At 39.7% G+C, this 23,561-nt stretch carries 19 protein-coding genes and 1 riboswitch; of the genes, 9 read left to right on the top strand and 10 right to left on the bottom strand.

The features are described from left to right. Positions 1 to 36 precede the first annotated feature (36 nt). Complete coding sequence (locus GGQ60_RS17170; RefSeq protein ID WP_183766646.1) at positions 37 to 681, top strand: LutC/YkgG family protein; 645 nt, start codon at positions 37 to 39, stop codon at positions 679 to 681. Here the strand turns inward: GGQ60_RS17170 and GGQ60_RS17165 are convergent. Together GGQ60_RS17165 and GGQ60_RS17160 are read right to left on the bottom strand one after the other, a co-directional pair. After that, a complete protein-coding gene (locus GGQ60_RS17165) occupies positions 674 to 1,705 on the bottom strand; it encodes a hypothetical protein (RefSeq protein ID WP_183766644.1) in 1,032 nt (343 codons plus the stop codon). The genes GGQ60_RS17170 and GGQ60_RS17165 overlap by 8 nt on opposite strands. A gap of 20 nt (positions 1,706 to 1,725) precedes the next feature. Further along, positions 1,726 to 2,343, bottom strand: a complete 618-nt coding sequence (locus GGQ60_RS17160; RefSeq protein ID WP_183766642.1) for a hypothetical protein — start codon at positions 2,341 to 2,343, stop codon at positions 1,726 to 1,728. 258 nt (positions 2,344 to 2,601) lie between these two features. Between GGQ60_RS17160 and GGQ60_RS17155 the strand changes: the two genes are divergently transcribed. The 3 genes from GGQ60_RS17155 to GGQ60_RS17145 all read left to right on the top strand — a co-directional run bounded on the left by GGQ60_RS17155 (position 2,602) and on the right by GGQ60_RS17145 (position 6,278). Beyond that, positions 2,602 to 4,476, top strand: coding sequence for a sensor histidine kinase (locus GGQ60_RS17155; RefSeq protein ID WP_183766640.1), 1,875 nt, complete (start codon positions 2,602 to 2,604; stop codon positions 4,474 to 4,476). A gap of 2 nt (positions 4,477 to 4,478) precedes the next feature. Further along, entirely contained in the window at positions 4,479 to 5,123 is a 645-nt protein-coding gene (locus GGQ60_RS17150; RefSeq protein WP_229685138.1) for a response regulator transcription factor, read from the top strand. A gap of 72 nt (positions 5,124 to 5,195) precedes the next feature. After that, the gene (locus GGQ60_RS17145; protein WP_308421199.1) at positions 5,196 to 6,278 is read left to right on the top strand and encodes a 3-oxoacyl-ACP synthase III family protein; all 1,083 of its coding nucleotides are present in this window, start codon (positions 5,196 to 5,198) and stop codon (positions 6,276 to 6,278) included. On the opposite strand, the gene GGQ60_RS17140 is transcribed toward GGQ60_RS17145, so the two are convergent. The 5 genes from GGQ60_RS17140 to GGQ60_RS17120 form a co-directional block, all read right to left on the bottom strand. Further along, positions 6,275 to 7,765, bottom strand: a complete 1,491-nt coding sequence (locus GGQ60_RS17140) for a YfgM family protein (RefSeq protein WP_183766635.1) — start codon at positions 7,763 to 7,765, stop codon at positions 6,275 to 6,277. The two genes, GGQ60_RS17145 and GGQ60_RS17140, sit on opposite strands and share 4 nt — an antisense overlap. A gap of 167 nt (positions 7,766 to 7,932) precedes the next feature. After that, complete coding sequence (locus tag GGQ60_RS17135) at positions 7,933 to 8,676, bottom strand: zinc ribbon domain-containing protein (RefSeq protein ID WP_183766633.1); 744 nt, start codon at positions 8,674 to 8,676, stop codon at positions 7,933 to 7,935. Beyond that, on the bottom strand, positions 8,676 to 9,773 hold the full coding sequence (locus tag GGQ60_RS17130; protein WP_183766631.1) for a Nif3-like dinuclear metal center hexameric protein: 1,098 nt from the start codon (positions 9,771 to 9,773) through the stop codon (positions 8,676 to 8,678). The genes GGQ60_RS17135 and GGQ60_RS17130 overlap by 1 nt, the downstream gene beginning before the upstream one ends. Positions 9,774 to 9,960: 187 nt before the next feature. Further along, a complete protein-coding gene (locus GGQ60_RS17125) occupies positions 9,961 to 10,347 on the bottom strand; it encodes a TM2 domain-containing protein (RefSeq protein WP_183766629.1) in 387 nt (128 codons plus the stop codon). A gap of 5 nt (positions 10,348 to 10,352) precedes the next feature. Continuing rightward, positions 10,353 to 10,655 (bottom strand): DUF2752 domain-containing protein, encoded by a 303-nt coding sequence (locus GGQ60_RS17120; protein ID WP_183766627.1) that lies wholly within the window; start codon positions 10,653 to 10,655, stop codon positions 10,353 to 10,355. Positions 10,656 to 10,884: 229 nt separating this feature from the next. Here GGQ60_RS17120 and mfd point away from each other — a divergent pair, with 229 nt between their 5' ends. Together mfd and GGQ60_RS17110 are read left to right on the top strand one after the other, a co-directional pair. Next, on the top strand, positions 10,885 to 14,223 hold the full coding sequence (gene mfd / locus GGQ60_RS17115; RefSeq protein WP_183766625.1) for a transcription-repair coupling factor: 3,339 nt from the start codon (positions 10,885 to 10,887) through the stop codon (positions 14,221 to 14,223). A gap of 70 nt (positions 14,224 to 14,293) precedes the next feature. After that, positions 14,294 to 14,515: a DUF3820 family protein gene (locus GGQ60_RS17110; RefSeq protein WP_029274918.1), complete on the top strand. Its 222-nt coding sequence runs from the start codon at positions 14,294 to 14,296 to the stop codon at positions 14,513 to 14,515. A 223-nt stretch (positions 14,516 to 14,738) separates the two neighbouring features. On the opposite strand, the gene GGQ60_RS17105 is transcribed toward GGQ60_RS17110, so the two are convergent. Together GGQ60_RS17105 and GGQ60_RS17100 are read right to left on the bottom strand one after the other, a co-directional pair. Continuing rightward, complete coding sequence (locus GGQ60_RS17105; protein WP_183766623.1) at positions 14,739 to 15,458, bottom strand: DsbA family oxidoreductase; 720 nt, start codon at positions 15,456 to 15,458, stop codon at positions 14,739 to 14,741. A gap of 171 nt (positions 15,459 to 15,629) precedes the next feature. Continuing rightward, on the bottom strand, positions 15,630 to 18,326 hold the full coding sequence (locus GGQ60_RS17100) for a M14 family metallopeptidase (RefSeq protein ID WP_183766621.1): 2,697 nt from the start codon (positions 18,324 to 18,326) through the stop codon (positions 15,630 to 15,632). Between the two features lie 287 nt (positions 18,327 to 18,613). After that, a riboswitch (cobalamin riboswitch) is annotated at positions 18,614 to 18,817 on the top strand. 195 nt (positions 18,818 to 19,012) lie between these two features. On the opposite strand from GGQ60_RS17100, the gene metE reads away from it, so the two are divergent. The 3 genes from metE to GGQ60_RS17080 all read left to right on the top strand — a co-directional run bounded on the left by metE (position 19,013) and on the right by GGQ60_RS17080 (position 22,681). Continuing rightward, positions 19,013 to 21,346 (top strand): 5-methyltetrahydropteroyltriglutamate--homocysteine S-methyltransferase, encoded by a 2,334-nt coding sequence (metE, locus tag GGQ60_RS17095; RefSeq protein WP_183766619.1) that lies wholly within the window; start codon positions 19,013 to 19,015, stop codon positions 21,344 to 21,346. A 218-nt stretch (positions 21,347 to 21,564) separates the two neighbouring features. Continuing rightward, positions 21,565 to 21,951 (top strand): acyl-CoA thioesterase, encoded by a 387-nt coding sequence (locus GGQ60_RS17085; RefSeq protein ID WP_183766614.1) that lies wholly within the window; start codon positions 21,565 to 21,567, stop codon positions 21,949 to 21,951. 58 nt (positions 21,952 to 22,009) lie between these two features. Beyond that, positions 22,010 to 22,681: a class I SAM-dependent methyltransferase gene (locus GGQ60_RS17080; RefSeq protein ID WP_221235985.1), complete on the top strand. Its 672-nt coding sequence runs from the start codon at positions 22,010 to 22,012 to the stop codon at positions 22,679 to 22,681. Between the two features lie 39 nt (positions 22,682 to 22,720). Here the strand turns inward: GGQ60_RS17080 and GGQ60_RS17075 are convergent, their stop codons facing one another. Next, positions 22,721 to 23,530 carry a phosphatidate cytidylyltransferase gene (locus GGQ60_RS17075; RefSeq protein ID WP_183766612.1) on the bottom strand — a complete coding sequence of 270 codons (810 nt, stop codon included), beginning with the start codon at positions 23,528 to 23,530 and terminating at the stop codon, positions 22,721 to 22,723. Positions 23,531 to 23,561: the final 31 nt, after the last annotated feature.

The raw sequence follows: 23,561 nt of genomic DNA, 5'->3' as shown, positions 1-23,561 counted from the left end.
ACCCTGGTTTAATCATTGGGGTAGCTTTTTTTTATAATGAAGGATAATACGACAGCGAAAGAGCAAATACTAAAAAAGATAAGGAAAGCACTTTTGGAAAAGCGCGAAAGCCCTTATCCTAATTTGGAAGAGAGTGCATTGTATAAAAAAAACACCGATGAGTTAGAGGTATTGTTTGCTGAACAGCTTACTGCCGTATCGGGTAATTTTATCTTCTGTGAGGATGGGATAGATTTTTTTGAAAATATGCTCCAGCTGGCCGATAAATTTAAGTGGCGTAAAATTTACTGTTGGGAGCCCGAGCTGCAGCAGTTCTTAAATAAGTACGAATTTCCATTTTACCAAACCGATAAAGATTTTGACCAGGCAGAGGTTGGCATTACCCTCTGCGAAACATTGATTGCGCGTAACGGAAGTGTTATGGTAAGCAACAGCGGTGCTGCCGGCAGGAGACTGAGCATTTTCCCACATCACCACATTGTGATTGCCAAAACAAGTCAGCTGGTTTTAGATCTTAAAGATGCCTTTCAGTTGTTAAAAAACAAATATGGCAACCAAATCCCGTCCATGATCAGCACCATTACCGGCCCCAGCAGAACTGCCGACATCGAAAAAACATTGGTTTTAGGTGCACATGGGCCTAAAGAGCTGTTTGTGTTTTTGATCGACGATTTTAGTTAAGCTCTTGACTTTCATAGCTTTTACCTCTCGCCTTTGCCGTATATTTTAAGAATCCCACAGCGATACCAAACCTTACCCAGGCATATTTATCTTTAAAGTAAATATTGTATGGGTCTTCCCCATAATAGCCTGTACCCAACATAAGTGAGGTTTGTCTCATCCAAAATGGCGAATAATATGCCGTTGCTTCTATATTTAATCGCCTTTTAACCGCAAAGAAATTATAACTGTCATATTTATTTATTGCATAAGTTGTTTCTAGATTCCATCTGAACCGCTCCTTATTTAACCATCCTTTTCTATCATCTTCTTTATTAGGAACTCGCTTATTGTTTTCTTTCTCATCCTTGGTTAAAAGATCGTAAAAATAGGAATATGTCCTGTAAGAAACACTATAGCCGATTCTCGTAAAACCATAGTCTCCTTTTATAACATTGTCATAGCCAAACAATCCATTTGATTTAAACTCAACCTGTTGATTGAGTGAAGATTTTAAGATATTACCGTTACTTTTAACTCTCCCCCAATTATACCTCCCATAAATGTAATTGGTAGAGAAATCCCAATCTTTATAATTCAATGTGCCTACAACTTGTCTTGGTGTATTATCCTGTCCATTAGAGTGATGCATGAAACCCAGAGTTGCATATTTATAATTATTTTCATCATTATTCAGCCGGTAATAAAATGCTCCTCCGATTCTAAAATCCGGTGTATATACAGGTTTAGAATTTAGATCAAGCATCCTTATTGTAAAGTCAGGAATTAATGCAGCTGCCAGTCGAGATCCCTTGGTTCCAAGAATCATGAAAGATGTACTTAGTCTTGAGCTAAAGATGTATTTATTCTTAGAGCCCAGTTCTCCCAATGGAGCAATATAGGATAATGGGTGATTCTGTCTGTAAAAACCGATATATTTCAGATTAAGATAACGTGTAGTATCTGATTTAATTGGATCCTGATCTTGCGCTTTAGTGCCGTTACAGATGAAAATTATTAAAGTGATGAGGGCGAATTTTTTCATGATTTTATCTTAAATTGAGTTTATTTGGTATCAGAACTTAATAATTTCTTTGAACAAAGATTTTCTATTATGTCACCAATTACATAAGGCGGTTCTTTATAAGCTATTTTAAGGTCAATGTTGCTGTTGGGATGTATCAATCCTATTCTATGCGCCGTTTCATGGGCTATTGTATTTGCAATGCTAGCTGCATTACGATGCTTTAATGGAATTCTATTTAGCAAAATCGGGCCATTTGCTGTACCGTCGTAGGCAATGTTATGGTAAAAAGTATAGCGAAACCATCCAATTGCTCCACCGTAAGTTTCTATATACTCCCCATTAATCTGTCTGCGTATTTTATCTACTATTTCTTTGGCTACCAACCCTTTCCAGGCTTTTGCATGCGGCCCGCTACCAATACTATCCTTTACATAATTTTCAAGTTCAGTTTCGAACTTTTGAGAATAAATTGCATTGACTGATAATTTAACTGCTTCTTCATATTCCGCTACTTTTTTACAAGGAATTTTGGAGGATGCGAAAGAAACTACTGTTTCGTTTACAGTTGTACTTATTGGTTGAACAGTACATATCTTTGCACATGAACAATAGAATAACGCCATTCCTCCTAAAAGGAAAAATAATTTGCTCTTCATAATAGTGCCAATTTAGATTTTAAATAATATATATTGTAATTATAAAAGGCATATTCTCTCCGCAAAACAAGCAATTTGACATTGCTATCTGTGCTATAAATAGTAGTCAGGAAGGTCTTGTTTTTATATCGTTTAGTTTGATATAAAAGTAATCGATAGCCAAAGTGGTTTATATACCGAGTACTCGGTATATTTAGTAGTTCTTTAATCTTGTTATATTTATGGAATATTGATTATATCTTTTCAATAATCCGCTTAATGAATAAAGTTTTATTACTATTCTTATTATTACCATTCCATTTGTGCTTTGCTCAACAGGGCAATCCCATTCTAATCGATACCGCCAAAAAGTTCGACATCAGCAGGCATGGTTATTTTTATGAGGACAGGAACTTAAACCTCAATATCGATTCTATCATCAACCTTAAACAGGCAAACAAACTCAGTCCGTTAACCGTTGGAAAAGTTTTTAGTAAGGGTTATACCCAGTCGTATTACTGGATTGCTTTCGATATCAAAAATACCTTAAACCAATCTGTCCACCTGATGTTTAAGGAGCAGAGCTCAAGTATTAACCGGCTTCAGCTTTTCAAGGTAGATACAACTGGGAAAATACATCGGCTTGGTTTAACCGGCGATCATTTCCCATTTAGACAGCGCCCGTATCACAACAGAAGTTTTATTTATCCGCTTGTACTCGCCCCACACGAAAAAGCCACTTTTTACCTCTGGGCCGATAAGCGTGGACAGAACATGTACATGCCCATGTCGATAGGGCGCGATATTGATATTATCCAGGCGGAAATCCCGCAGCATACCCTTTTTGGATTTTATACGGGTATTTTTGTATTTGCTGTTATATTCAACATGCTGCTCTATGCTTCTGTCAGAGATAAGATACACCTTTATTATGCCATCTATATTTTCTGTACGCTGATTTTTATCCTTGAAGAGGAAGGACTTGCTTTCCAATGGTTTTACCCCGATTTGCCCGGTTTACAGGATTACATGCGGCTTATTATGGCTTCGTTAAGCTGTGGGCTATTGATCCAGGTGATGCAGCTGTTCGTTAATCAAAACCCTGAAAACAGCAGGCTCTACCGCTTTACCACCTATTATAAACGTTTTTGCTGGCTGATGTCCATTATCCCAGTTTTCATGCTGTTTAAATCGTTTATCGCACTCGAGAAAACCGTTTTTTACATCAACAACTTTTTAGCCCTGCTTACGGTTATTGTACTGATTATTTGCGTGGTCGAACGCATCAGGGCAGGTTATAAATTGGGTTGGTATTACTTTATTGCTACCGTAATGCTTTTGTTTGGTGTGTTCAATTATGTTTTTAACACCTTAGGCCTTACCAACTTTAACCTGTTAAAGCCAAACGGCCTAGTGGTAGGTTTAACCGCCGAAATTATCTTTCTTTCTTTTGCTTTAACCCAGCGTTATAATTTTCTGAAAAAAGAAAAGGAAATCCTGCTCGAAGAAAAAAGTAAACACCAGGTTGATCTGGCCGACGGCATTTTCAATGCGCAGGAAGATGAAAGAACCCGCCTGGCCCGCGACCTCCATGATGATTTGGGTGGCACATTATCCATCATCAAATTAAACATTACCGCTTTCCAACAAAAAGTGTTAAAACTGACCGAAAACGACCGGATGTTTTATGATCAAACCATTAGCATGATCGAAAAAGCCTGTGCCGATTTAAGGGAAATATCGCATAATTTAATGCCCAAAAATTTCGAAAAACTGGGCTTGATCGAAACCCTGAAAGAGCATTTCAACAGCTTAAACCATTCAGGCAAAATTGCCTTCGAATTTGTTTTCCAGGTTGAACATCCCATTGAAAGTGCTACAGAAATTACCATTTACCGTATTGTGAACGAATTGATCAATAACATCAACAGACATTCCATGGCCACAAAAGCAACCATCCAGATTTTATCTTTTGGCGAAAGGATCAATATCATGGCTGAAGATAACGGTATTGGTTTTGATCCAGATCAGGATAAAAAAGGCCTGGGCATGCAGAATATTCTCTCACGGGTAAATTACCTGAGCGGAAAAATCCAGATAGACAGTAACCGGAATGGAACCACTATAGTAATCGATATCCCACTGAAACCATGAACATGACCGAGCAGAAACCCACTACATTAATGATCGCGGATGATCATAAATTATTTGCCGAAGGATTATCGGCCATTCTTTCTGAGCAGCCCGATTTTAATATAATCGGTATGGCTTCAAATGGAAAGGAGATCCTGCACCTTTTGAACAATCAGGTACCCGATATTTTAATCCTCGATTTAAATATGCCGGTTTTAGATGGCGAAATCGCCGCCGAAAAAATCAGGCAGCTTTTTCCTGTGGTCAAAATAATGGTTTTATCGATGTATTATTCTGCTCAATTAGCGAACAAGCTCGAAGAAATAGGCGTAATGGCATTTGTTCAGAAAGATACTGATGCCGAAACCTTGTTCAAAATCATTTCTGGCGTGCAAAGGGGAGAAAAACATTTCCAAAAAATAAAACCCGATATGCAGCCATCGGTATTTAGCAATGGGGACTATTTTCAAAAAAGCCATAATTTAACCGCCCGGGAAATGGAAATTCTCCAATTGATCAGCGAAGATTACTCTTCCCAGCAAATTGCACAAAAATTATTTATAGCATTAAACACCGTTGATACACACCGGAAAAACATGGCGCAAAAGTTAAATGTGACCGGGAAAACAGGATTATTAAAATTCGCCCTCGAAAATAAGCTGCGATAAAATCAAATATATTTTCGTTTTTACGATAAAATTGCTATTTTTATACTATATACCGTTTTAGTCTCCGGTGTTATGATTATGGGCAAGTCGATTAATACGGTAATATTGGGTACCGGAAGTTACATTCCACAGAACATCATCTCTGGAAACGAATTCTTAAACAGTACATTCTTCGAGAACGGAAACCGCCTGGAGAAAGAGAATGCGGAGATCATTCACAAATTTTCCGAAATCACCGAAATCGTAGAAAGGCGGTATGCCTGTCCGGAGCAGTTAAGTAATCATATTGGTGCTAAGGCAGCAGAAAAAGCCATAGAAAATGCAGGTATAGATAAGGAAACCTTAGATTATATTATCTTCTGCCATAATTTTGGCGACATCCCCTTAAATAGTAACCGGAGTGATATTTTACCTTCCTTGGCTTCAAAAGTTAAACAACACTTGGGCATTCACAATCCTGATTGCGTAGCTTACGACCTCATTTTTGGTTGTCCGGGATGGGTACAGGGTGCCATTCAGGCCGATTATTACATTAAAAGTGGCGATGCCAAACGGGTGATGGTGATCGGTGCAGAAACCCTGAGCCGTATTATCGACCCGCACGACCGCGACAGTATGATTTTTTCGGATGGAGCCGGCGCGGTAATTTTCGGAGCAGAAGAATCAGCTGCGCAAAAAGGAATATTGGCCCATAAAACAGAAACGCACGCTGTTAATTACGGCAACCTGCTAACCATGGGAAAGGGATCGCACCCGGATGAAACCAGTGGAAATTTTTACCTTAAAATGAATGGACGTAAACTTTATGAGTTTGCAGTTGTTCAGGTACCCCAAGTGATAAAAAAGGCTATTGATAAAGCCGGGTTGAGCGTAGAAGATATCAATATTGTGTTTGTACATCAGGCCAACGGTAAAATGGATACGGCCATTATGAAGCGTTTATTTAAGCTTTACGGTAAAGACGTTGTTCCTGAAAACCTGGTTCCAATGACGATTTCGTGGCTAGGAAACAGTTCTGTTGCCACAGTACCAACGTTATTAGACCTTGTTTTAAAAGAACAGGTTAAAGGTTATAAAGTTAAAGCTGGCGATGTAGCGGTTTTTGCTTCAGTCGGTGCAGGCATGCACATTAACGCTTTTGTATACCGTTTTTAATTATTAGCTAAGCGCCTTAATCCGGCTTTAGCCTGGCTTTCGATACTGCTTTCAAACTCGTGGTTTTTCATGGCAATGGCGGTATTGAAAGCCTCTTTTGCTTTAGCCTCGTTTTTCTTTCGCTCGTAAACTTTGCCCATTTGCAAGGCGGCATTGGCTGCAAAGTAATATTTAAGGTTTCTTCCAATATTGATTGTTTCCTGGTAAGCAGCCAGGGCCTGCTCATCTTTACCAAGATCATCATATATCCTGCCCAAACGGTAATTAAACTCCGTTTTATCTTTTTCGTTTGTATAATCTCCTGCTTTTTTATCATCCAGTAGCTGCAGGGCCCTGTTTAAATAACCACCATCAAACAAAAGCCTTGCTTTTAAGAGATCAAGGGTCGGTGTTCCAGCAGCAGCTTCACTTTTAGCCTGCTTATCTTTTTCCATATAGGTATAGCCATTCTTAACTGCCTTGGCAGCAAATGCCGTATAACCTGCTTTATCTCCTTTCAGCAGCGAGATCCACCCTAAATGGAGGTAAGCATCCTTTACAAAATTTACGCCCTTTGTGGCCTGCAAAAACCGGTTAAAATAAGTTGCTGCATTTAAGTCCAGCTTATTTAAGCGTGCAATTCCTTCCAGGTAATCAAGATAAGGGAAGGGCTGATAAACGCCTCCCTCAGGCCGCTTAGCTAAAATGGCTATCGCCTCGTCGCTGTGCGAATTTTTAATACACACGTAACTTTGCAGGTAGCTTTTAAGCAAGCTCGTATCGGCAATCCTTTCGGTATATTTCATGGTTTTGGCATAAGCCTGCGGGCTATGTGCCACATCGGTTAATACGTAAGCGTAATAAAACACCACTTCTTCGTAAAAAGGCTCATAAGATGATTTTGGCAGGTTATCGGCCAGTTTTTCGAACATGTTCAATCCGCTCTGCAGATTGCCTTTAATGCCAAAGGTTGAAAGTGCTTTTTTTAGGGCACCATCAGGCAGATTGCCCAAAACAGCATTAATTAGTCCCAAACCCTTTAAATTAAGGTGAAAGTTGGGGAATTTTTTATTGTTGTCCTGTAAAAGGCTGTTCGCTCTTTTAACTTCCATAGCCGCGTTAAAATATTCTCCAAAACGACCGCGGATGAGCGCCCATTGTAAATTGATCTCCGCCTGTGCATACAGGTAATAAGGTGAACTTTTATCATCATCACTGATCTGATCAAGCCGGGATGATTTATTGCCTTTCAAGCGGTCGAAATCAGCTTTGCTTTCTGAGGTGAGTACGGTAAAATAATCGATGTAATTTTCGAGCAGCGGGATAATTGAATTATTGGGATGCAGTTTCTTTTCGGTCGAGATGTATGCCCTTGCATTACCAAGCTTTAGTTCGAAAATACTTTTATAAGCGTTTAAGCAATTGTTGTTAAAATCAAAGTTGGCAAGCGAAAACAAGGGAGAGAGGAGCAGGGCAGAGGTTACAAAAAAACGGAAGCTTTTATTCATCAGGGGTTCTATTTCGGTTGGTTCTGTGCTGCTGCTACAGCTTCACATGTTACTAATTTCTACATTAAACGCTAAAAAGCTATTCTTGTTTTGTGTAAGCAAAAAACAGGCCTAAACAAAAAACGTCCCGGTTTGACCGGGACGTTTAAATTAGTTTAATAATGGATTTAGGCTTCAGCTACCTCATGGGTTAGAGCCTCATCAACCAGGATGCGCCCACAGTGTTCGCAAACAATGATTTTTTTACGTTGACGGATATCCAACTGGCGTTGAGGCGGAATCTGATTGAAACAACCTGAGCAAGAGTCGCGATCGATGGTTACTACAGCTAAACCATTCACTGCATTTTTGCGTAAACGTTTATAGGCAACCAATAAACGATCTTCGATCTGCGTTTCCGCTTTATCTGCTTTATTTTGTAAATCCTGTTCTTCTTTTTCAGTTTCTGCAGTAATTACATCAAGTTCTGTTTTTTTAGCTTCCAAATCCTTTTTTCTGCCTTCCAATTCAGCTTTAGCAGCTTCGTAGATTTCAGTTTTAGAGTTGATTTCGAAACCATGTTCTTTAATTTTCTTTTCAGAAACCTGGATATCTAAACCTTGAATCTCAATTTCTTTGGTTAAAGCATCGTATTCGCGGTTATTTTTAACTTCTTTTAATTGAGAATCATATCTTTTGATGGCAGCTTGCGCATCTTTGATGGTATTTTTACGGGTTACGATCGAATCCTCAAGATCATCAAGTTCGCCTTTGATTTTTGAAATTCTGGTTTCTAATCCTAAAACATCATCTTCAAGATCGGCAACTTCCATTGGTAATTCGCCACGTACCTGACGAATCTTATCAATTTTGGTGTGGATATTTTGTAATTCGTATAAAGCTTTTAGCTTTTGTTCTACGGTTTGTTCCATTAAAACAAGTAATTTATGGGGTTTGTATTTTGCTCCGTTAAACGGATTGCAAAGTTAGTAAATTTTTTCTGAATAATTTCAAGCAATAAATTTGAGGTAAATTGTTCAGTTTCAAAGTGTCCGATGTCGGCAATGATCAGTTTTTCCTCTGCATCAAAAAACTCATGGTATTTGAAATCAGCAGTGATAAAAACATCCGCTCCTGCGGCAATTGCATCTTTTAAAAGGAAGCTTCCGGAACCGCCACAAACCGCCACCTTTTTGATCCTTTTTCCAATTACTTCGGTATGCCGAACCACTTTGGCCTGCATCCTGTCTTTTAACAAATGTAAAAAATCATAAGCATCCATATCGTATTCCAGCCAGCCCACCATACCCGAACCTACCAACTGGTGTTTGTTTTCGAGCTTGTAAATATCGTAAGCCACTTCCTCGTAAGGGTGGTTTTCGAAAAGGGCAACCAAAATTTTCCGCTCAGCCTGGGTAGGGTACACCATTTCGATCCTTACTTCGTTTTCGCGATGGCGGAAACCTTTTTCGCCCACAAAAGGGTCTGAATCTTCATTTCCTTTAAATGTGCCAAAACCATCAGCATTGAAACTGCACTCGCTATAGTTTCCAATGTTCCCTGCACCTGCATAAAACAATGCCGACCGCAATTGTTCGGCCTGGGCATGCGGGCAATAGGTAACCAGTTTTTTTAAGAGTCCGGCTTTTGGCGACAGTACCTTAGTGCCTGTTAAGCCCAAACGTTCACAGATCTTTGCATTTACGCCGGTATGAATGCTGTCTAAATTGGTATGAATGGCATAAAGTGCAATATTGTTTTTAATGGCTTTTACCACTACACGCTCAACGTAATTCTTTCCGTTCAGCTTTTTTATCCCTTTAAAAACAATAGGGTGATGGGTAATGATGAGGTTACAGCCAGTAGAAATGGCTTCATCTACAATTTTTTCTACACAATCTAAGGCCACCAAAGCAGCATGGATTTCCATATTCGGGTCGCCCACAATCAGGCCAGAGTTATCATAATCTTCCTGGTAATTAAGTGGTGCAATGCTTTCTAAATAATTGGTAATTTCAGCTAATTTCATTCGATAAATATAAATAAAGCCTGCAGGTTTCGAAAACTTGTCTGCTAACTCCTTTCTCCGGCGCCAACAATATTCCATTTAGTGGCCGGTTTGGGTGTTTCACTGCTATCGGATTGATTTAACAAAAAAACCTATCAGGTTTTGAAACTTGATAGGTTTGAAAATTATATACTTTAAATGTGGTGTACTAGAATTTGCCTGCCTGTTGAAATCCACCGCCCATTCTTACCATTTGTAAGCTTTCAAAAACCATTTTCTGGTTATGCTCAAAAGCTAGGGTTTTGTGGTTAATTACATCGATGATCGATCCGATGAAGCATAAACCTGCTGTTACAAGGTATAAAATACCCATACCGATCTGGCCAATGATAAACCTTTGCAAGCCTGGAACAGCAAACAGTCCGATTAAGCAAAAAATCAACATATCTGACGGGTTTTTTCTTTTGCTACTGTAAACCATCAGGAAGTTACGCAACTGCTCTTCGGTTAAACCGGTTGTTGCCTGTTGTAAATATGAGTATTCCTCTGGTGTTATACCTGGTAACGACATTAGAGGTGATTGAAATATATCCATGGTTTCTATGTATTTGTTGGTAAAATTTTAAACTTTCTTTTATTTTTTATCAATGTATAAATTCTGTAAACAATGATCAAAAGCGCCGGAAACCCAAACCAATGTTCGGAAAAGCTTTCGGTAAACCTGCCATGTAAAATATGACTGATAGACCTGCCTATACCGCATCCCGGACACCAATCCTTAAAACCCAAACGGTCTAAAGGACAAAGTGTAAAATGATGCTCATGGCTATTCGCTGTTGCCAGTAACAGTAAAGCTGTTAACCAGAAAACAAGTTCTAGTGGAAAGCTTTTAATGTACTTCATTGTTTCACTTTTTATACTATTTAGAGGCTATAGAACTACCTTTGTTACATCGATTTGCCCTTAATCGACGAAAGGGGAATATATTTCGACCAAACGAACGATACCATCTAAGAATAAGCTACAGTTTTTCTTACATCTGATTCTTATATCAGAACGCAGTCAAAAATAGTTAAAAAAACCTTTACACAAATTGCGGGTTAATATTAAAAGATAAGCTTATTTTTGTGCCTTGAACATTCGAGATTTAATAAACCGATACAAAACTGACGATAGGGTAACACAATTTACCAAAGCGTTGAATGCGACCAAAAACCCCAAGATACAATTAAAGGGATTGGTGGGTTCAGCCGATGCCATCGTTGCCCTTTCTTCATATTTTTTATTGCATAAGCCTATAATGTTCGTTTTGCCGGACAGGGAAGAGGCCGCATATTTCCAATCCGACCTGGAAAGCGTACTCGACAAACAGGTTTTACTTTTCCCTTCTTCTTACCGCAAATCTTTTGATTTTACACAGGTTGATACCGCCAATGTACTGGCACGAGCCGAGGTATTGAACGAACTGAACCACGATTCGGAATATGGAAAAATTGTGGTTTCCTATCCCGAAGCCATTGCCGAAAAAGTGATTGATCGCTCTGCACTGGAAAAAAACACTTTAGAAATCAGTTTGGGAGCGAAACTGGGCATCGATTTTATCAATGAATTTTTAATTGATTACGACTTTGACCGCAGGGATTTTGTTTATGAGCCTGGGCAGTTTTCTATTCGAGGCGGTATTGTAGATATCTTTTCTTTCTCCTCTGATTTACCTTATCGTATCGAATTTTTTGGCGATGAGGTAGAAAGCATCAGAAGTTTTGAAATTGAAAGCCAGCTTTCGGTTACTGATGTTAAATCGTTTACCATTGTACCGAACGTTCAGGCCAAATTTTTAACAGAAAGCAATATCAGCATCCTGGATTACATCGACCGGGATACCCAACTGTGGTTTAAAGATGTAGAATTTACATTAGATATCGTGAAGGCTGGGTTTAAAAAAGCGGTTGAGCTCTGGAAAGCTTTACCAGCGGCAGATAAAACGCAGAACCCGGAATGGATCGACCCTAAGTTTGCTTTTAGCGACGAGAAATTATTAGGCGATCACCTTCAGGATTTCCCCCTGGTTGAATTCGGTAAACAGTTTTTTTATAAAACAGACAACCGTTTTGAGTTCGAAACCAGGCCACAGCCTTCTTTCAATAAGGATTTTAACCTCTTGATCCACAACCTTAAGGAAAACGAAAAAGAGGGGATTATTAATTTTATCTTTACCGATTCGCCAAAGCAGATCGAGCGTTTATATGCCATTTTAGAGGATATAGACAAAACGGCCAAATTTACCCCTATCAACAGCATGTTGCGCGAGGGTTTTGTAGATCCTAAAATCCAAACGGCATTTTATACCGATCACCAGATTTTTGACCGTTATTATAAATACAAGCTTAAAAAAGGTTACCAGAAAAGCCAGGCCATTACCTTAAAAGATTTAAGGGAATTAAAATCAGGTGATTTCGTTACCCACATCGACCACGGGATCGGCAAATATGCCGGGCTGGAAAAAGTGGAGGTGAACGGCAAAACCCAGGAGATGATCCGTTTAATTTATGCAGATAACGACCTGCTTTATGTAAACATCAACTCGTTAAACCGCATAGCCAAATATAGCGGCAAAGAAAGCGGGGTGCCAAAGATGAATAAACTGGGTACTGATGCCTGGGACAAGCTAAAAAAAACTACAAAAAAAAAAGTTAAAGATATTGCCCGAGACCTGATCAGGCTTTATGCCCTGCGCAAAACCCAGGCGGGAACTGCATTTTCTCCCGATAGCTATTTACAAACTGAACTCGAAGCTTCTTTTATTTACGAAGATACCCCCGATCAGTTGAAAGCTACCCAGGATGTAAAAAAAGATATGGAATCGCCACATCCAATGGATCGTTTGGTTTGCGGCGATGTTGGGTTCGGAAAAACGGAGATCGCCGTTCGCGCGGCATTTAAAGCTGTTGCGGAGGGCAAACAGGCCGCAGTTCTGGTTCCAACTACTATTTTGGCTTTACAGCATTTTAAAACCTTCTCTTCCCGTTTAAAAGATTTTCCGGTTACAGTAGATTATATCAACCGTTTTAAAACCAATAAACAGATTAAAGATACGCTGGCCGAAGCTGCTGCAGGCAAAGTTGATATTCTAATCGGAACACACCGTTTATTAAGCAAGGATGTTAAGTTTAAAGATCTTGGCATCATGATTATTGATGAAGAGCAAAAGTTTGGTGTTACCGCAAAAGAACGATTAAAAGCCATACGTGTAAATGTTGATACGTTAACGCTAACCGCAACGCCGATTCCGAGAACGCTACATTTCTCTTTAATGGGGGCAAGGGATTTATCCATTATCAGTACCCCGCCACCAAACCGGCAGCCCGTTAACACCGAATTACATGTTTTTAATGATAAACTGATTCAAGAGGCTGTTCAGTTCGAATTAGATCGTGGCGGACAGGTATTTTTTATCCATAACCGGGTAAACGACCTGATGCAATTGGGCGGATTAATCCAGAAACTGGTGCCAAAAGCAAGAATTGGTATTGCACACGGCCAACTGGATGGCGATCAATTGGAAGATGTCATGCTCGATTTCATCAACGGAGAAAAAGATGTACTGGTCGCTACAACGATCATAGAAGCGGGTTTAGATATTCCTAATGCAAATACCATTATCATTAACCATGCACACATGTTTGGTTTGAGCGACCTGCACCAAATGCGTGGCAGAGTAGGCCGGAGTAACAAAAAAGCATTTTGTTACCTGCTTTCACCACCCTTATCTACTTTAACCTCTGAAGCCCGTAAGCGCTTAAGTGCCATCGAAGAGTTTTCTGATCTTGGCAGTGGTTTTAATGTGGCCATGCGCGATCTGGATATCCGTGGCAGTGGAAATTTATTGGGTGCAGAGCAAAGTGGCTTCATTGCCGAAATCGGTTTCGAGATGTACCATAAAATATTGGATGAAGCTATCCAGGAGCTAAAAGAAGCTGAATTTAAAGGGCTGTTCGAAAATGAGCCTGCCCGGCCGTTCGTAGGCTTTACGCAGGTAGATACTGATCTGGAATTGTACATCCCGGATGCTTACATTACCAATATTACCGAGCGCTACAACTTATATACGGAACTTTCTAAACTTGATAACGAAACCGAACTGGCCGTTTTCGAAAAACACCTGGCCGATCGTTTCGGGCCTGTTCCTCCGCAGGTAAAAACCATGCTCAGCGTGGTGCGTTTGCAGTGGCTGGGCAAGAAATTAGGTTTTGAGAAAATCAGTTTCAAGAAGAACAGTTTGCGCGGCTATTTTTTAAGCGATAAACAATCTGCTTATTTCGACTCGAATACTTTCACCAAAATTTTAACATTTGCGCAGAACCATCCGCGGATGTGCAATTTAAAAGAGGTAAAAAATACCCTCAGGATTGCCTTTGATAATATAAATACGGTTGAAGAAGCAATTGAAACCTTAGAACTTATTGATTAAAAACGTTAATTGAGTCAGTTAATTGACTCAATTAACGTTTTCAAATTACCAGCACTACCTTAAAATAAACATGTTAGACCCAACCCTATTGCTCGATTTAGTGAAAATGCAAATGCCTTATGGGAAATATAAAGGTTACCTGATCTGCAACATCCCCGAAAGTTATTTGCTTTGGTATAAGGATAAGGGCTTTCCGAAAGGTAAATTGGGCGATTTAATGGCTACAATGTTTGAAATCCGGGTTAATGGCTTGGAATATTTATTAACGCCATTGAAGAATCAAAATCGATAGATGGGGTCTATTAACAAATCAGGGCATTTATTCCTGCCAATTGTCCTGAGCATAGCGGAACGATCCCTCGCGATCCACCCTCCCGAACTGTTTCAGCGCCCTAATCTGTATTAAGTTTCTCAGCAGATGCTGAAAAAAATTCAGCATGAAGGGATTGCATAATAATGCCCGCAGATCAAAATGATCTTGGCAGAAAATCAGCGGTTATCTACGGGAAACAAACTTATATTTCACAACCATTTTCGTCACAAACCGCATCATTATTATTATTATTTAATGAGGTAAGTATAGTTTTGGGTTGAGCGGCTTTCCACTCGTTAAAACTTTGGGTAAGCGCATCGGTAAAAGCCTGAACAGGCTGAGCACCTGAAATACCATACTTGCGGTCCATCACAAAATAAGGCACTCCTCTAATCCCTAAATTCTGGCTTTCATAAATATCATAACGAACAGCTTCTGCAAATTCATTGCCATTTAAAACAGCGGTAACTTCCTCCTTATCCAAACCCATTTCTACGGCAAGATCAATCAAAACATCATTTTCGCCAATATTTCTGCCTTTTAGAAAATGTGCTTCAAACAATTTTTCTTCTGCTAAATCCTGCAGATCATGTTTTGCTGCCAAATGGATCAGGCGGTGCGCATTAAAGGTATTTGCAGGAATGCTGGTGTCAAAATCAAGAGTTAAGCCAGCATTTGCGGCCATATCAGCCACCTGCCTGGTCATTTGCTTAGCCTGCTCAACCGGCATCCCTTTGCTTCTTGAAAGATAATCGTAAACCGTTTCGTTACTGGTGTTTTGATACTCCGGATTGAGCTGAAAACTCTTCCAGTCTATTTCAATTTCTTTTTTGAAGGGCAATTTTTCTAATGCCTGTTCAAAATGCCTCTTCCCGATATAGCAAAACGGACACATTACATCCGACCAGATTTCTACTTTCATAACACAAAATTAAGCGTATTATAATTGACTATAGTAAGACCAAAGTAAAAAGCTACTATCCTTTGGGATAGTAGCTTTGATTAAGAATTGTCATCATGAGCATGTAGAAAGATCATGTTAAGATAGGGCGTTTCGCTAAACTCAACGTGACAAAGTAAATAATTGCTTAACTTATTTATACAATTGGTTAAATATCAGCTTAAAGGTGCCGTGCGTTTGTGCCCTAAAGGTTATTTCAGGCCCGAAAGCAAGTAATTTTCCCTTGCCAACTTTTGCTTCGAATGCGGTTATGCCATCTTGCAGGTAAGTCTGACCCCAGGCCCAGCCACTGCGCAATGGCGTGGCGTTTTCGAACCACATTAATGGTTTAATCCTCCCTGCAGCAATAGCATCACCCGTCAGTTTAAAAACAGGGCTATTATCAAAATATACATCAGCTTCCTTTTCCATCCCCCAATTGGTAGGCAAAGAGGTGTCTACGCCTACATTTAACACACTTCCGGGAACATAATATTTTTCAGCAGGTAACCGTTTTTCTTCGCCGTTTACAATTTCTACCATTGCGTTACGTACAGGCAGGTTTAAGTGATAAGCCAGGCTGGTGCTACTGCCAATGGTTACAATATTACCACCAGCCTCTAAAAACCTCTTCAATTCAGGGATTGATTTATCAGCAGTAATCCTGCCCAAACGGTTTCTAAATTCCTGTGGGATTTCATCTGCTTTTGGCCCGAAAGATCTGTTTCCTCCACCTCCGCCCTGAACCGACGGAATTGCACCTCCTACAAAAATGATCACATCGTATTTGGATTTTAAATTTCCGGCATCCACGTCCTGCGGATAGATCACCGTAGCGTTATAGTGATATTGCTCCATTAAAAACCGCACCCAGCCTGAAGCCATTGAACCACCGTAGGTATCCCAAAGGGCAATTCTGGCTGTCGAAACTTTGATTTTATTCTTTGGAGCAGCCGCAACTTTTAGTTTAATATTTGCCTTTTCCAATAAGGATTTTCCTGCTGACGAAACATAAAAATCGCCATTTTCTGCAGATCGGTAAACTTCAACCTTGTTTTTCAATAAATCATTAACTGCGGTATAAGAATCATTTTGTGCAGCGCTTAACACATAACCCGATCCATTTGGCAATTTATTTTCTGGTTTTAAGAGTTCGCCATGAGGATTTTTTTCGAACGGACCAGAAAAATCGTCCAAAATACGGTCGAATTTCACGTCCATTAGATAGGCCAATGTCCACCCCGCAGCATCGTAGGGCGGAATCGGGGCACCGCCCTCGTATTTAAAATCGTTTGGGTGATCCTGTGGCTCAAACATATCCAAAACATGTGGACGGAAAGCCTGATCGGTTTTTACCACATAACTTCCGGCAGGATAATTTTTACCAGCAACGGTAAATGCTGCTGTTGCTTTTTGCACCACGATTCCCGTTCTGATCAATGCATTTAAAAATTTAATGGCAGTGTTAAAATCCGGCTGATCTGCAGATAAAATATAACCCCGTGCATCACGGTTTGCCGGCGCCTTCATGACCGTATCAAAAGCTTTTGTACTGATCTGCCGCCTTGGTCCAAAATCGACATCTCCACCTGCAACTGAAGTACCCCTTTCGCTTTTTGCAGCATTGTTAATGGCTTCAATTTTCTTTGGAGAGAATGACCAGGTATCTTTTTTACCCCGCTCAATTGAATTTTTACCCATCTGGTAAATGTTGTACAACAATTCGTCGCGATAACGTTGTGCATAATTTAAAACGGCATAGTTTAATGATACAGAGTAATCAATCGAGTTTTTAAAGTACCATTTCCTTGGGGTAATCGGGTTTGGCGAATCTCCGTTCGGCAATAAACGCGAAGGAACCAAAGGAATTTCAGAAGGCGTTGGGTTTCCGATAATTTCTGTTAAAAGGCCAACCATGTTATGAAAATAGGTTGTGGTTCTTAATCCGCCATTGTACCAGGTAGAATAAACCGATCCCCCGCGCTGCGTATAACCAGGCTTGTTTTCTACATTCATCCGGTTGTGCATGGCAGCACCAACGGCATCCAAGCTGGTTAACAGGGTTGGGTCGAAAACGTAATTAAACGGATCACGATAAGGCGGACCGGCAACCACCGTTCCTGCCGGACCGGCCTGATGGTGGTTATACATAATTTGCGGAATCCACTCTATAAAAAGCTGACGGCCAATATTTTGTGTTTCTTTAAGGTTTAACATAAAGAAATCGCGGTTATTATCATGTCCTGCATATTTTTCATAGAGAACCGGGAGCCCGAAAGTTGTTCTTTTCTTTGGATCTTTATCCCTCATGTACCAATTGCTTATCAGTTCTTGCCCATCAGGGTTGGCATGTGTAAACAAAATGATCACATTATCTAAAATACGCAGGGTTTCAGCATCAGTTCTGGAAGCAAACTGGTATGCGGTTTCGATCAACTGGTGCGCACCAACCACCTCATTTGCATGCAGGCCCCCATCTATCCAGACTACAGCTTTACCTTCCTGCGAGAGCGCTTTTGCCTGCTCAGGCGTAATTTCGGCATGGGCCAATTGTTGTGAAATTTCTTTATATCGGTCTAATTTCTTTAAATTCTCCGGCGAGGAAACGATCAGCATATATTGGCTTCTGCCTTCTTCAGTTTTACCAATGTCGATCAGTTTAACACGATTCGAATTTGCTGCAAGTTTTTTAAAATAAGCTTCCGTTTGGGTATAATTGGCCAACTGATAATCGTCGCCGATATCAAAACCGAAATGCGATTTTGGCGTTGGTACCTGCTGGGCCAGCGCTATACCGCTACTTACCATTAAAAAAGCAATGCAAAGCCTTTTAAAGTAGATTTTTATCATAATAGGAGGTTTAGTTAGTTAATCAAATATAATAGAGAATAGCCGCCAAAAACCGCTTGCTGTAAATTTGTTACAAGTAATTCTATGAGTACAACATTAACTACAGATAAAAAGGACGCATATGGATTTTCATCCGTAGTTTAAAAATCCGTGTTTATCTGTGTACCACTGTGGTGAAATAAATTAAAAACCATTAATGGGAAGCACGAGAATCAATGCTTACAAAAATACCTTAATCTTTAAATCCTAATGCATACATTTGTCTTGATGTAAGTTCTTAACTTTATTTTTCATCAACCGATAGAGGTTCCCGGAATACAACCGGGATTAATAGGGAATCGTGTGCAAATCACGAGCTGTCGCGCAACTGTAAATTCTGTCTTTAAAGAAGACAACGGTTTTATCAATCATGCCACTGTGCCGTTTACCGGGATGGGAAGGCGATAAAACCGGGAATAAGTCAGGAGACCTGCCTATATTGAATTGACGGTGCTTTCGCGTTATAAAGTAACTGGTCAGGTCTGATTGTACACGATAAAATTAAAATTTTATATGCTTGCTTTAAGCGTTTGCTGAGAAGTGGGCAGGCTGTGCCCTAACCTTTCCTTTAATTTTTTAACACAAAGTATTACAAAATATTGCTTTAAGGGCTTTTAAACGATTTATTTACTTAATCTTTAAAAGAGATGCTAACGCAAAATCTGGGCTATCCGCGAATAGGTAGCCAAAGGGAATTAAAGAAAATCTGCGAAAATTACTGGGCAGATAAAACGGGGTACAAAAATGTGCTTCAGGTGGGAAAAAACATTCGTCGCGAAAACTGGAACCTTCAAAAAGAAGCTGGAATTGATGTTATTCCATCGAACGACTTTTCTTTTTATGATCATGTTCTGGATCATTCCTTAACTTTTGGAGCAATCCCAAGGAGGTATAATGAGGTGATCCTGAAAAAAGGAAATGAAGAGCTTGATCTTTATTTCGCTATGGCAAGGGGTTATCAAAAAGAAGGCCTGGATGTGGTAGCAATGGAAATGACCAAATGGTTTGATACCAATTACCATTATATCGTTCCGGAGTTCTCTAAAGGCCAGGCTTTTAAACTTTTCTCCACCAAGATTATTGATGAGTTTTACGAGGCTAAACAACTGGGCATTACCACTAAACCTGTTCTGATCGGCCCGGTATCCTATCTTTTATTAGGCAAGGAAAAAGAAGCTGGATTTGAAAAAATAGACCTGATCAAAAACCTGCTTCCCGTTTATATCGACATTTTATCGCGATTAGATGCGTTGGATGCCGAGTATGTTCAGTTTGATGAGCCTTTTTTAACATTGGATCTCACTGAAAAAGACAAAAAAGCATATGAATATGCCTATAAAGAAATCAGAAAGGCTTTCCCAAGATTAAAAATTGTTCTGGCGACTTATTTCGGGGCTTTAGGCAATAATCTTGCTTTAACCGCTTCACTGCCGGTAAATGTTTTACACGTTGATCTGGTACGTGCAGAAGATCAATTGACTGATGTTTTAGCTGCATTAAAAGACGACACCATCCTCTCGTTAGGCTTGGTTGATGGAAGGAACATTTGGAAAAATGATTTCGAAAAATCTGTTTCCATTATCAACCAGGCAATAGAAAAAAGAGGATTAGATAAAGTATGGATTGCGCCATCCTGCTCGCTAATCCACGCTCCGGTTGATCTGGATAATGAAACCAATGAGAAAAATTTATCAGCTGAAATTAAACAGTGGCTGGCCTATGCAAAACAAAAAATTGCAGAGCTCGCTACCTTAAAAAAACTGATCACCAACGAAAGCCCTGCATCTACCCTGCAAAAGCTGGAAGAAAATAAAGTTGCCATCAGCAACCGTAAAATTTCCAAGATCATCCACAATCCGGCAGTAAAAGCACGGGTTTTGGCTTTAAAGGAGGAGGATTCGGAACGTTTGAGCCCATTTTCAACCAGAAAAATCAAACAAAGGGAGCTTAACTTACCGCTTTATGCTACCACTACAATCGGATCATTTCCGCAAACAGCAGAAGTAAGAAGCTGGAGGGCAAAGCTTAAAAACGGAACTTTTTCTGCTGAAGAATATGATCATTTAATTGCCCAGGAAACCGAAAAAGCAGTTAAATGGCAGGAAGAAATCGACTTGGATGTACTCGTACATGGCGAGTTTGAGCGTAACGATATGGTCGAATATTTTGGTGAGCAACTGGATGGTTTTGCCTTTTCTAAAAACGGATGGGTACAAAGCTATGGATCTCGATGTGTAAAACCACCCATCATTTTTGGTGATGTTTCACGTCCTGAACCGATGACAGTGAAATGGACGGCTTACGCGCAATCGCTTACTTCTAAATACATGAAGGGTATGTTAACAGGTCCGGTAACGATTCTACAATGGTCGTTTGTGCGGAATGATCAACCCAGGTCAGAAACCTGTACACAGATTGCTTTGGCTATTCGCGATGAAGTTTGCGACCTTGAAAATGCTGGAATAAAAATTATTCAGATTGATGAACCTGCCATTAGAGAAGGATTACCATTACGCAAAGCCGAATGGCAAAATTATTTGAACTGGGCAGTTAAAGCTTTTAAAATTTCGGCCAGCGGTGTGAAAGATGATACCCAGATCCACACCCACATGTGCTACTCGGAATTTAACGATATCATCCAGAGTATTGCAGATATGGACGCTGATGTAATCACGATCGAAACTTCGCGCTCCCAGATGGAATTGTTGGATGCTTTTGCCGATTTTAAATATCCAAACGAAATTGGCCCGGGTGTGTACGACATACATTCCCCAAGGGTTCCTAAACGCGAAGAAATGATTCGATTACTCAAAAAAGCAAAAACGGTTATTCCTTCAGAGCAACTTTGGGTAAACCCTGATTGCGGCTTAAAAACCCGGGGATGGGACGAAACCAAAAAAGCATTGATCGAAATGGTTGAAGCTGCAAAAGAGATGCGTAAAACTGAAAAAATACCCGCAGCAGATCTTCAGGTAAATTAATATCATTTCGGCCTCCGAAGCATTAACGCTATGATGTTAAATATTCCTCCGTTGTTAGTCTGAGCTTGTCGAAGACCCTCGTTGTGAAATAATTGAAGTAGATTGTCCTTCGACAGGCTCGGGATGACAACTTTTATTATTTTGTGTCCTGATCTCAACTTTGACAACTTTCTGATCAGAAAGTTGTCAAAGCTTTTTACTCCTCATATATTTACCCCATGACCTTAGAAGAAAGAATAGAAAACTCCAAAACCAGTATTTTTAAAGCCGTTTTTCCCAATACAACTAACCACTACGATACCCTTTTTGGTGGTACCGCCATGCACTTAATGGACGAAGTCGCTTTTATCACCGCAACGCGTTTTAGCCGCCAGATTATGGTAACGGTAAGCAGCGATAGGATTGATTTTAAAAAACCGATTCCGGCAGGCACCATTGTAGAGCTTATCGGTAAGGTTAACCACGTCGGAAATACCAGTTTAAAGGTTAATGTAGAAATTTATATCGAGCAGATGTATGCCGAAGGAAGAGAACTGGCTGTACATGGCGATTTCACTTTTGTAGCCATTGATGAAAACAAAAAACCAACACAGGTAATCAAATAGCCTTATAAGTTTTTAGCTAAAACAGTATAAAATCATCTGATTTAAATCTTTAAATTTGATGATGGAGCATCAATATTCAGAAGAAGATTTAAAAATTATTGCGAAACAATTAAGCTGTCCTGATGGCGAGCACGGCATTAAAACAGGCGAAATGATGCACGCCAGTAATCTTGGAATGACCATCTCGGCTATTGATGCATTAAATCTTCAAAATAATGATACCGTTTTAGAAATCGGCCATGGAAATGGTGGACATATTGCTCAACTCTTATCCAAAGCCGAAAAATTAAAATATTACGGGGCTGATATTTCAAAAACGATTATTGCCGAAGCAGCAAAAATCAATCAGGATTTTGTTAATGAGGGTATTGTTCATTTTGAGCTAACCAATGGCGATACACTGCCTTTTGAAAGTAATCTGTTCGATAAAATTTTTACCGTTAATACCATCTACTTTTGGCGCAATCCGGAGCATTATCTTAACGAAATTAAACGGGTTTTAAAGCCAGATGGAATTTTTTCTTTATGCTTTGCCGATAAAACCTTTATGCAAAATCTTCCTTTTACTTCTTATGGTTTCACGCTTTATGAAGCAGAAAAAGTACAGGAATTATTGGATAGTGCCAGCTTTAAAATTAAAAATGCTATCCGGAAAACAGAACAGTTAAAAACCAAAACAGGTGAGCAGGTGCAGAGAGCCTATCACGTTGTGGTTGCTTCCATTGAATAAATAGTATTCGTTTGTAACGAGGACGATAAATGTTCTTTTTTAATACAAAATCAGATACAAATAGGCATAAACTACCGGTGCAGCCAATAATAATCCGTCAAAACGGTCTAACAAACCGCCGTGTCCCGGCAACAAGCCTCCGCTATCCTTAGTATCCAGGCTACGTTTAAGCATCGATTCTACCAGATCGCCCAGTGTACCAAAATTTGCAATCAATAACGCCATACCTGCCCATACCCAGGCCGGACTTTCGGTAAACCAGAACGAAAGTCCAAAGGCAACCAATACACTCGTAAACATCCCGCCAAAAAAACCTTCCCAACTTTTCTTAGGTGAATGGCGCTCGAACAGTTTTCGCTTACCGTATTTCACACCAAAAAGATAGGCTCCGGTATCGTTTGCCCAAAGCATTAATAAAAAGGCCAGGGGAAAATGAAAGTTATATTCGTTCCAGTTTTTTAAGAAGCCCAGCGCATGAAAAAAACAAAAAGGTATGGTTACATAAACAAAGCCCACAAAAGTATATGAAATGTTGGCGAACGGAATTTTATTCTTTTTATACAGCTCGGTAATAAAAACCGAGAAAATAAAAGGAATGCAAAGCAGCAGGTACTTCACATCGTATTTTAAGTAATGTAAACCTGCAGCCATTAAAAAAATCAGAGATCCGGCAACCAAACCAATATTCCGGTGTGGCCTGATGCCCGAGTTCTTAATCAACTTATAAAATTCGAATAACGATAAAATGCTTAAAACAAGATAAAATATGGTAAAAGTATAACTCCCCAAAAGGATTGAGCCAAGCATTACAATGGTAAAAAAGAAAGCAGTTATTGCCCTGGTTTTCATGCTAAAAATGTAAGATGGGAGATGTAAAATA

The sequence above is a fragment of the Pedobacter zeae genome, assembly GCF_014196715.1.
GTDB classification, from domain to species: Bacteria; Bacteroidota; Bacteroidia; order Sphingobacteriales; family Sphingobacteriaceae; genus Pedobacter; species Pedobacter zeae.
This window is presented reverse-complemented; position numbering and strand designations above follow the sequence as displayed.

Coding starts and splice junctions, on each gene's coding strand:
- GGQ60_RS17170 (WP_183766646.1), top strand. CDS start 37: ATGAAGGATAATACGACAGCGAAAGAGCAAATACTAAAAAAGATAAGG.
- GGQ60_RS17165 (WP_183766644.1), bottom strand. CDS start 1,705: ATGAAAAAATTCGCCCTCATCACTTTAATAATTTTCATCTGTAACGGC.
- GGQ60_RS17160 (WP_183766642.1), bottom strand. CDS start 2,343: ATGAAGAGCAAATTATTTTTCCTTTTAGGAGGAATGGCGTTATTCTAT.
- GGQ60_RS17155 (WP_183766640.1), top strand. CDS start 2,602: ATGAATAAAGTTTTATTACTATTCTTATTATTACCATTCCATTTGTGC.
- GGQ60_RS17150 (WP_229685138.1), top strand. CDS start 4,479: ATGACCGAGCAGAAACCCACTACATTAATGATCGCGGATGATCATAAA.
- GGQ60_RS17145 (WP_308421199.1), top strand. CDS start 5,196: ATGATTATGGGCAAGTCGATTAATACGGTAATATTGGGTACCGGAAGT.
- GGQ60_RS17140 (WP_183766635.1), bottom strand. CDS start 7,765: ATGAATAAAAGCTTCCGTTTTTTTGTAACCTCTGCCCTGCTCCTCTCT.
- GGQ60_RS17135 (WP_183766633.1), bottom strand. CDS start 8,676: ATGGAACAAACCGTAGAACAAAAGCTAAAAGCTTTATACGAATTACAA.
- GGQ60_RS17130 (WP_183766631.1), bottom strand. CDS start 9,773: ATGAAATTAGCTGAAATTACCAATTATTTAGAAAGCATTGCACCACTT.
- GGQ60_RS17125 (WP_183766629.1), bottom strand. CDS start 10,347: ATGGATATATTTCAATCACCTCTAATGTCGTTACCAGGTATAACACCA.
- GGQ60_RS17120 (WP_183766627.1), bottom strand. CDS start 10,655: ATGAAGTACATTAAAAGCTTTCCACTAGAACTTGTTTTCTGGTTAACA.
- GGQ60_RS17110 (WP_029274918.1), top strand. CDS start 14,294: ATGTTAGACCCAACCCTATTGCTCGATTTAGTGAAAATGCAAATGCCT.
- GGQ60_RS17105 (WP_183766623.1), bottom strand. CDS start 15,458: ATGAAAGTAGAAATCTGGTCGGATGTAATGTGTCCGTTTTGCTATATC.
- GGQ60_RS17100 (WP_183766621.1), bottom strand. CDS start 18,326: ATGATAAAAATCTACTTTAAAAGGCTTTGCATTGCTTTTTTAATGGTA.
- metE (WP_183766619.1), top strand. CDS start 19,013: ATGCTAACGCAAAATCTGGGCTATCCGCGAATAGGTAGCCAAAGGGAA.
- GGQ60_RS17085 (WP_183766614.1), top strand. CDS start 21,565: ATGACCTTAGAAGAAAGAATAGAAAACTCCAAAACCAGTATTTTTAAA.
- GGQ60_RS17080 (WP_221235985.1), top strand. CDS start 22,010: ATGATGGAGCATCAATATTCAGAAGAAGATTTAAAAATTATTGCGAAA.
- GGQ60_RS17075 (WP_183766612.1), bottom strand. CDS start 23,530: ATGAAAACCAGGGCAATAACTGCTTTCTTTTTTACCATTGTAATGCTT.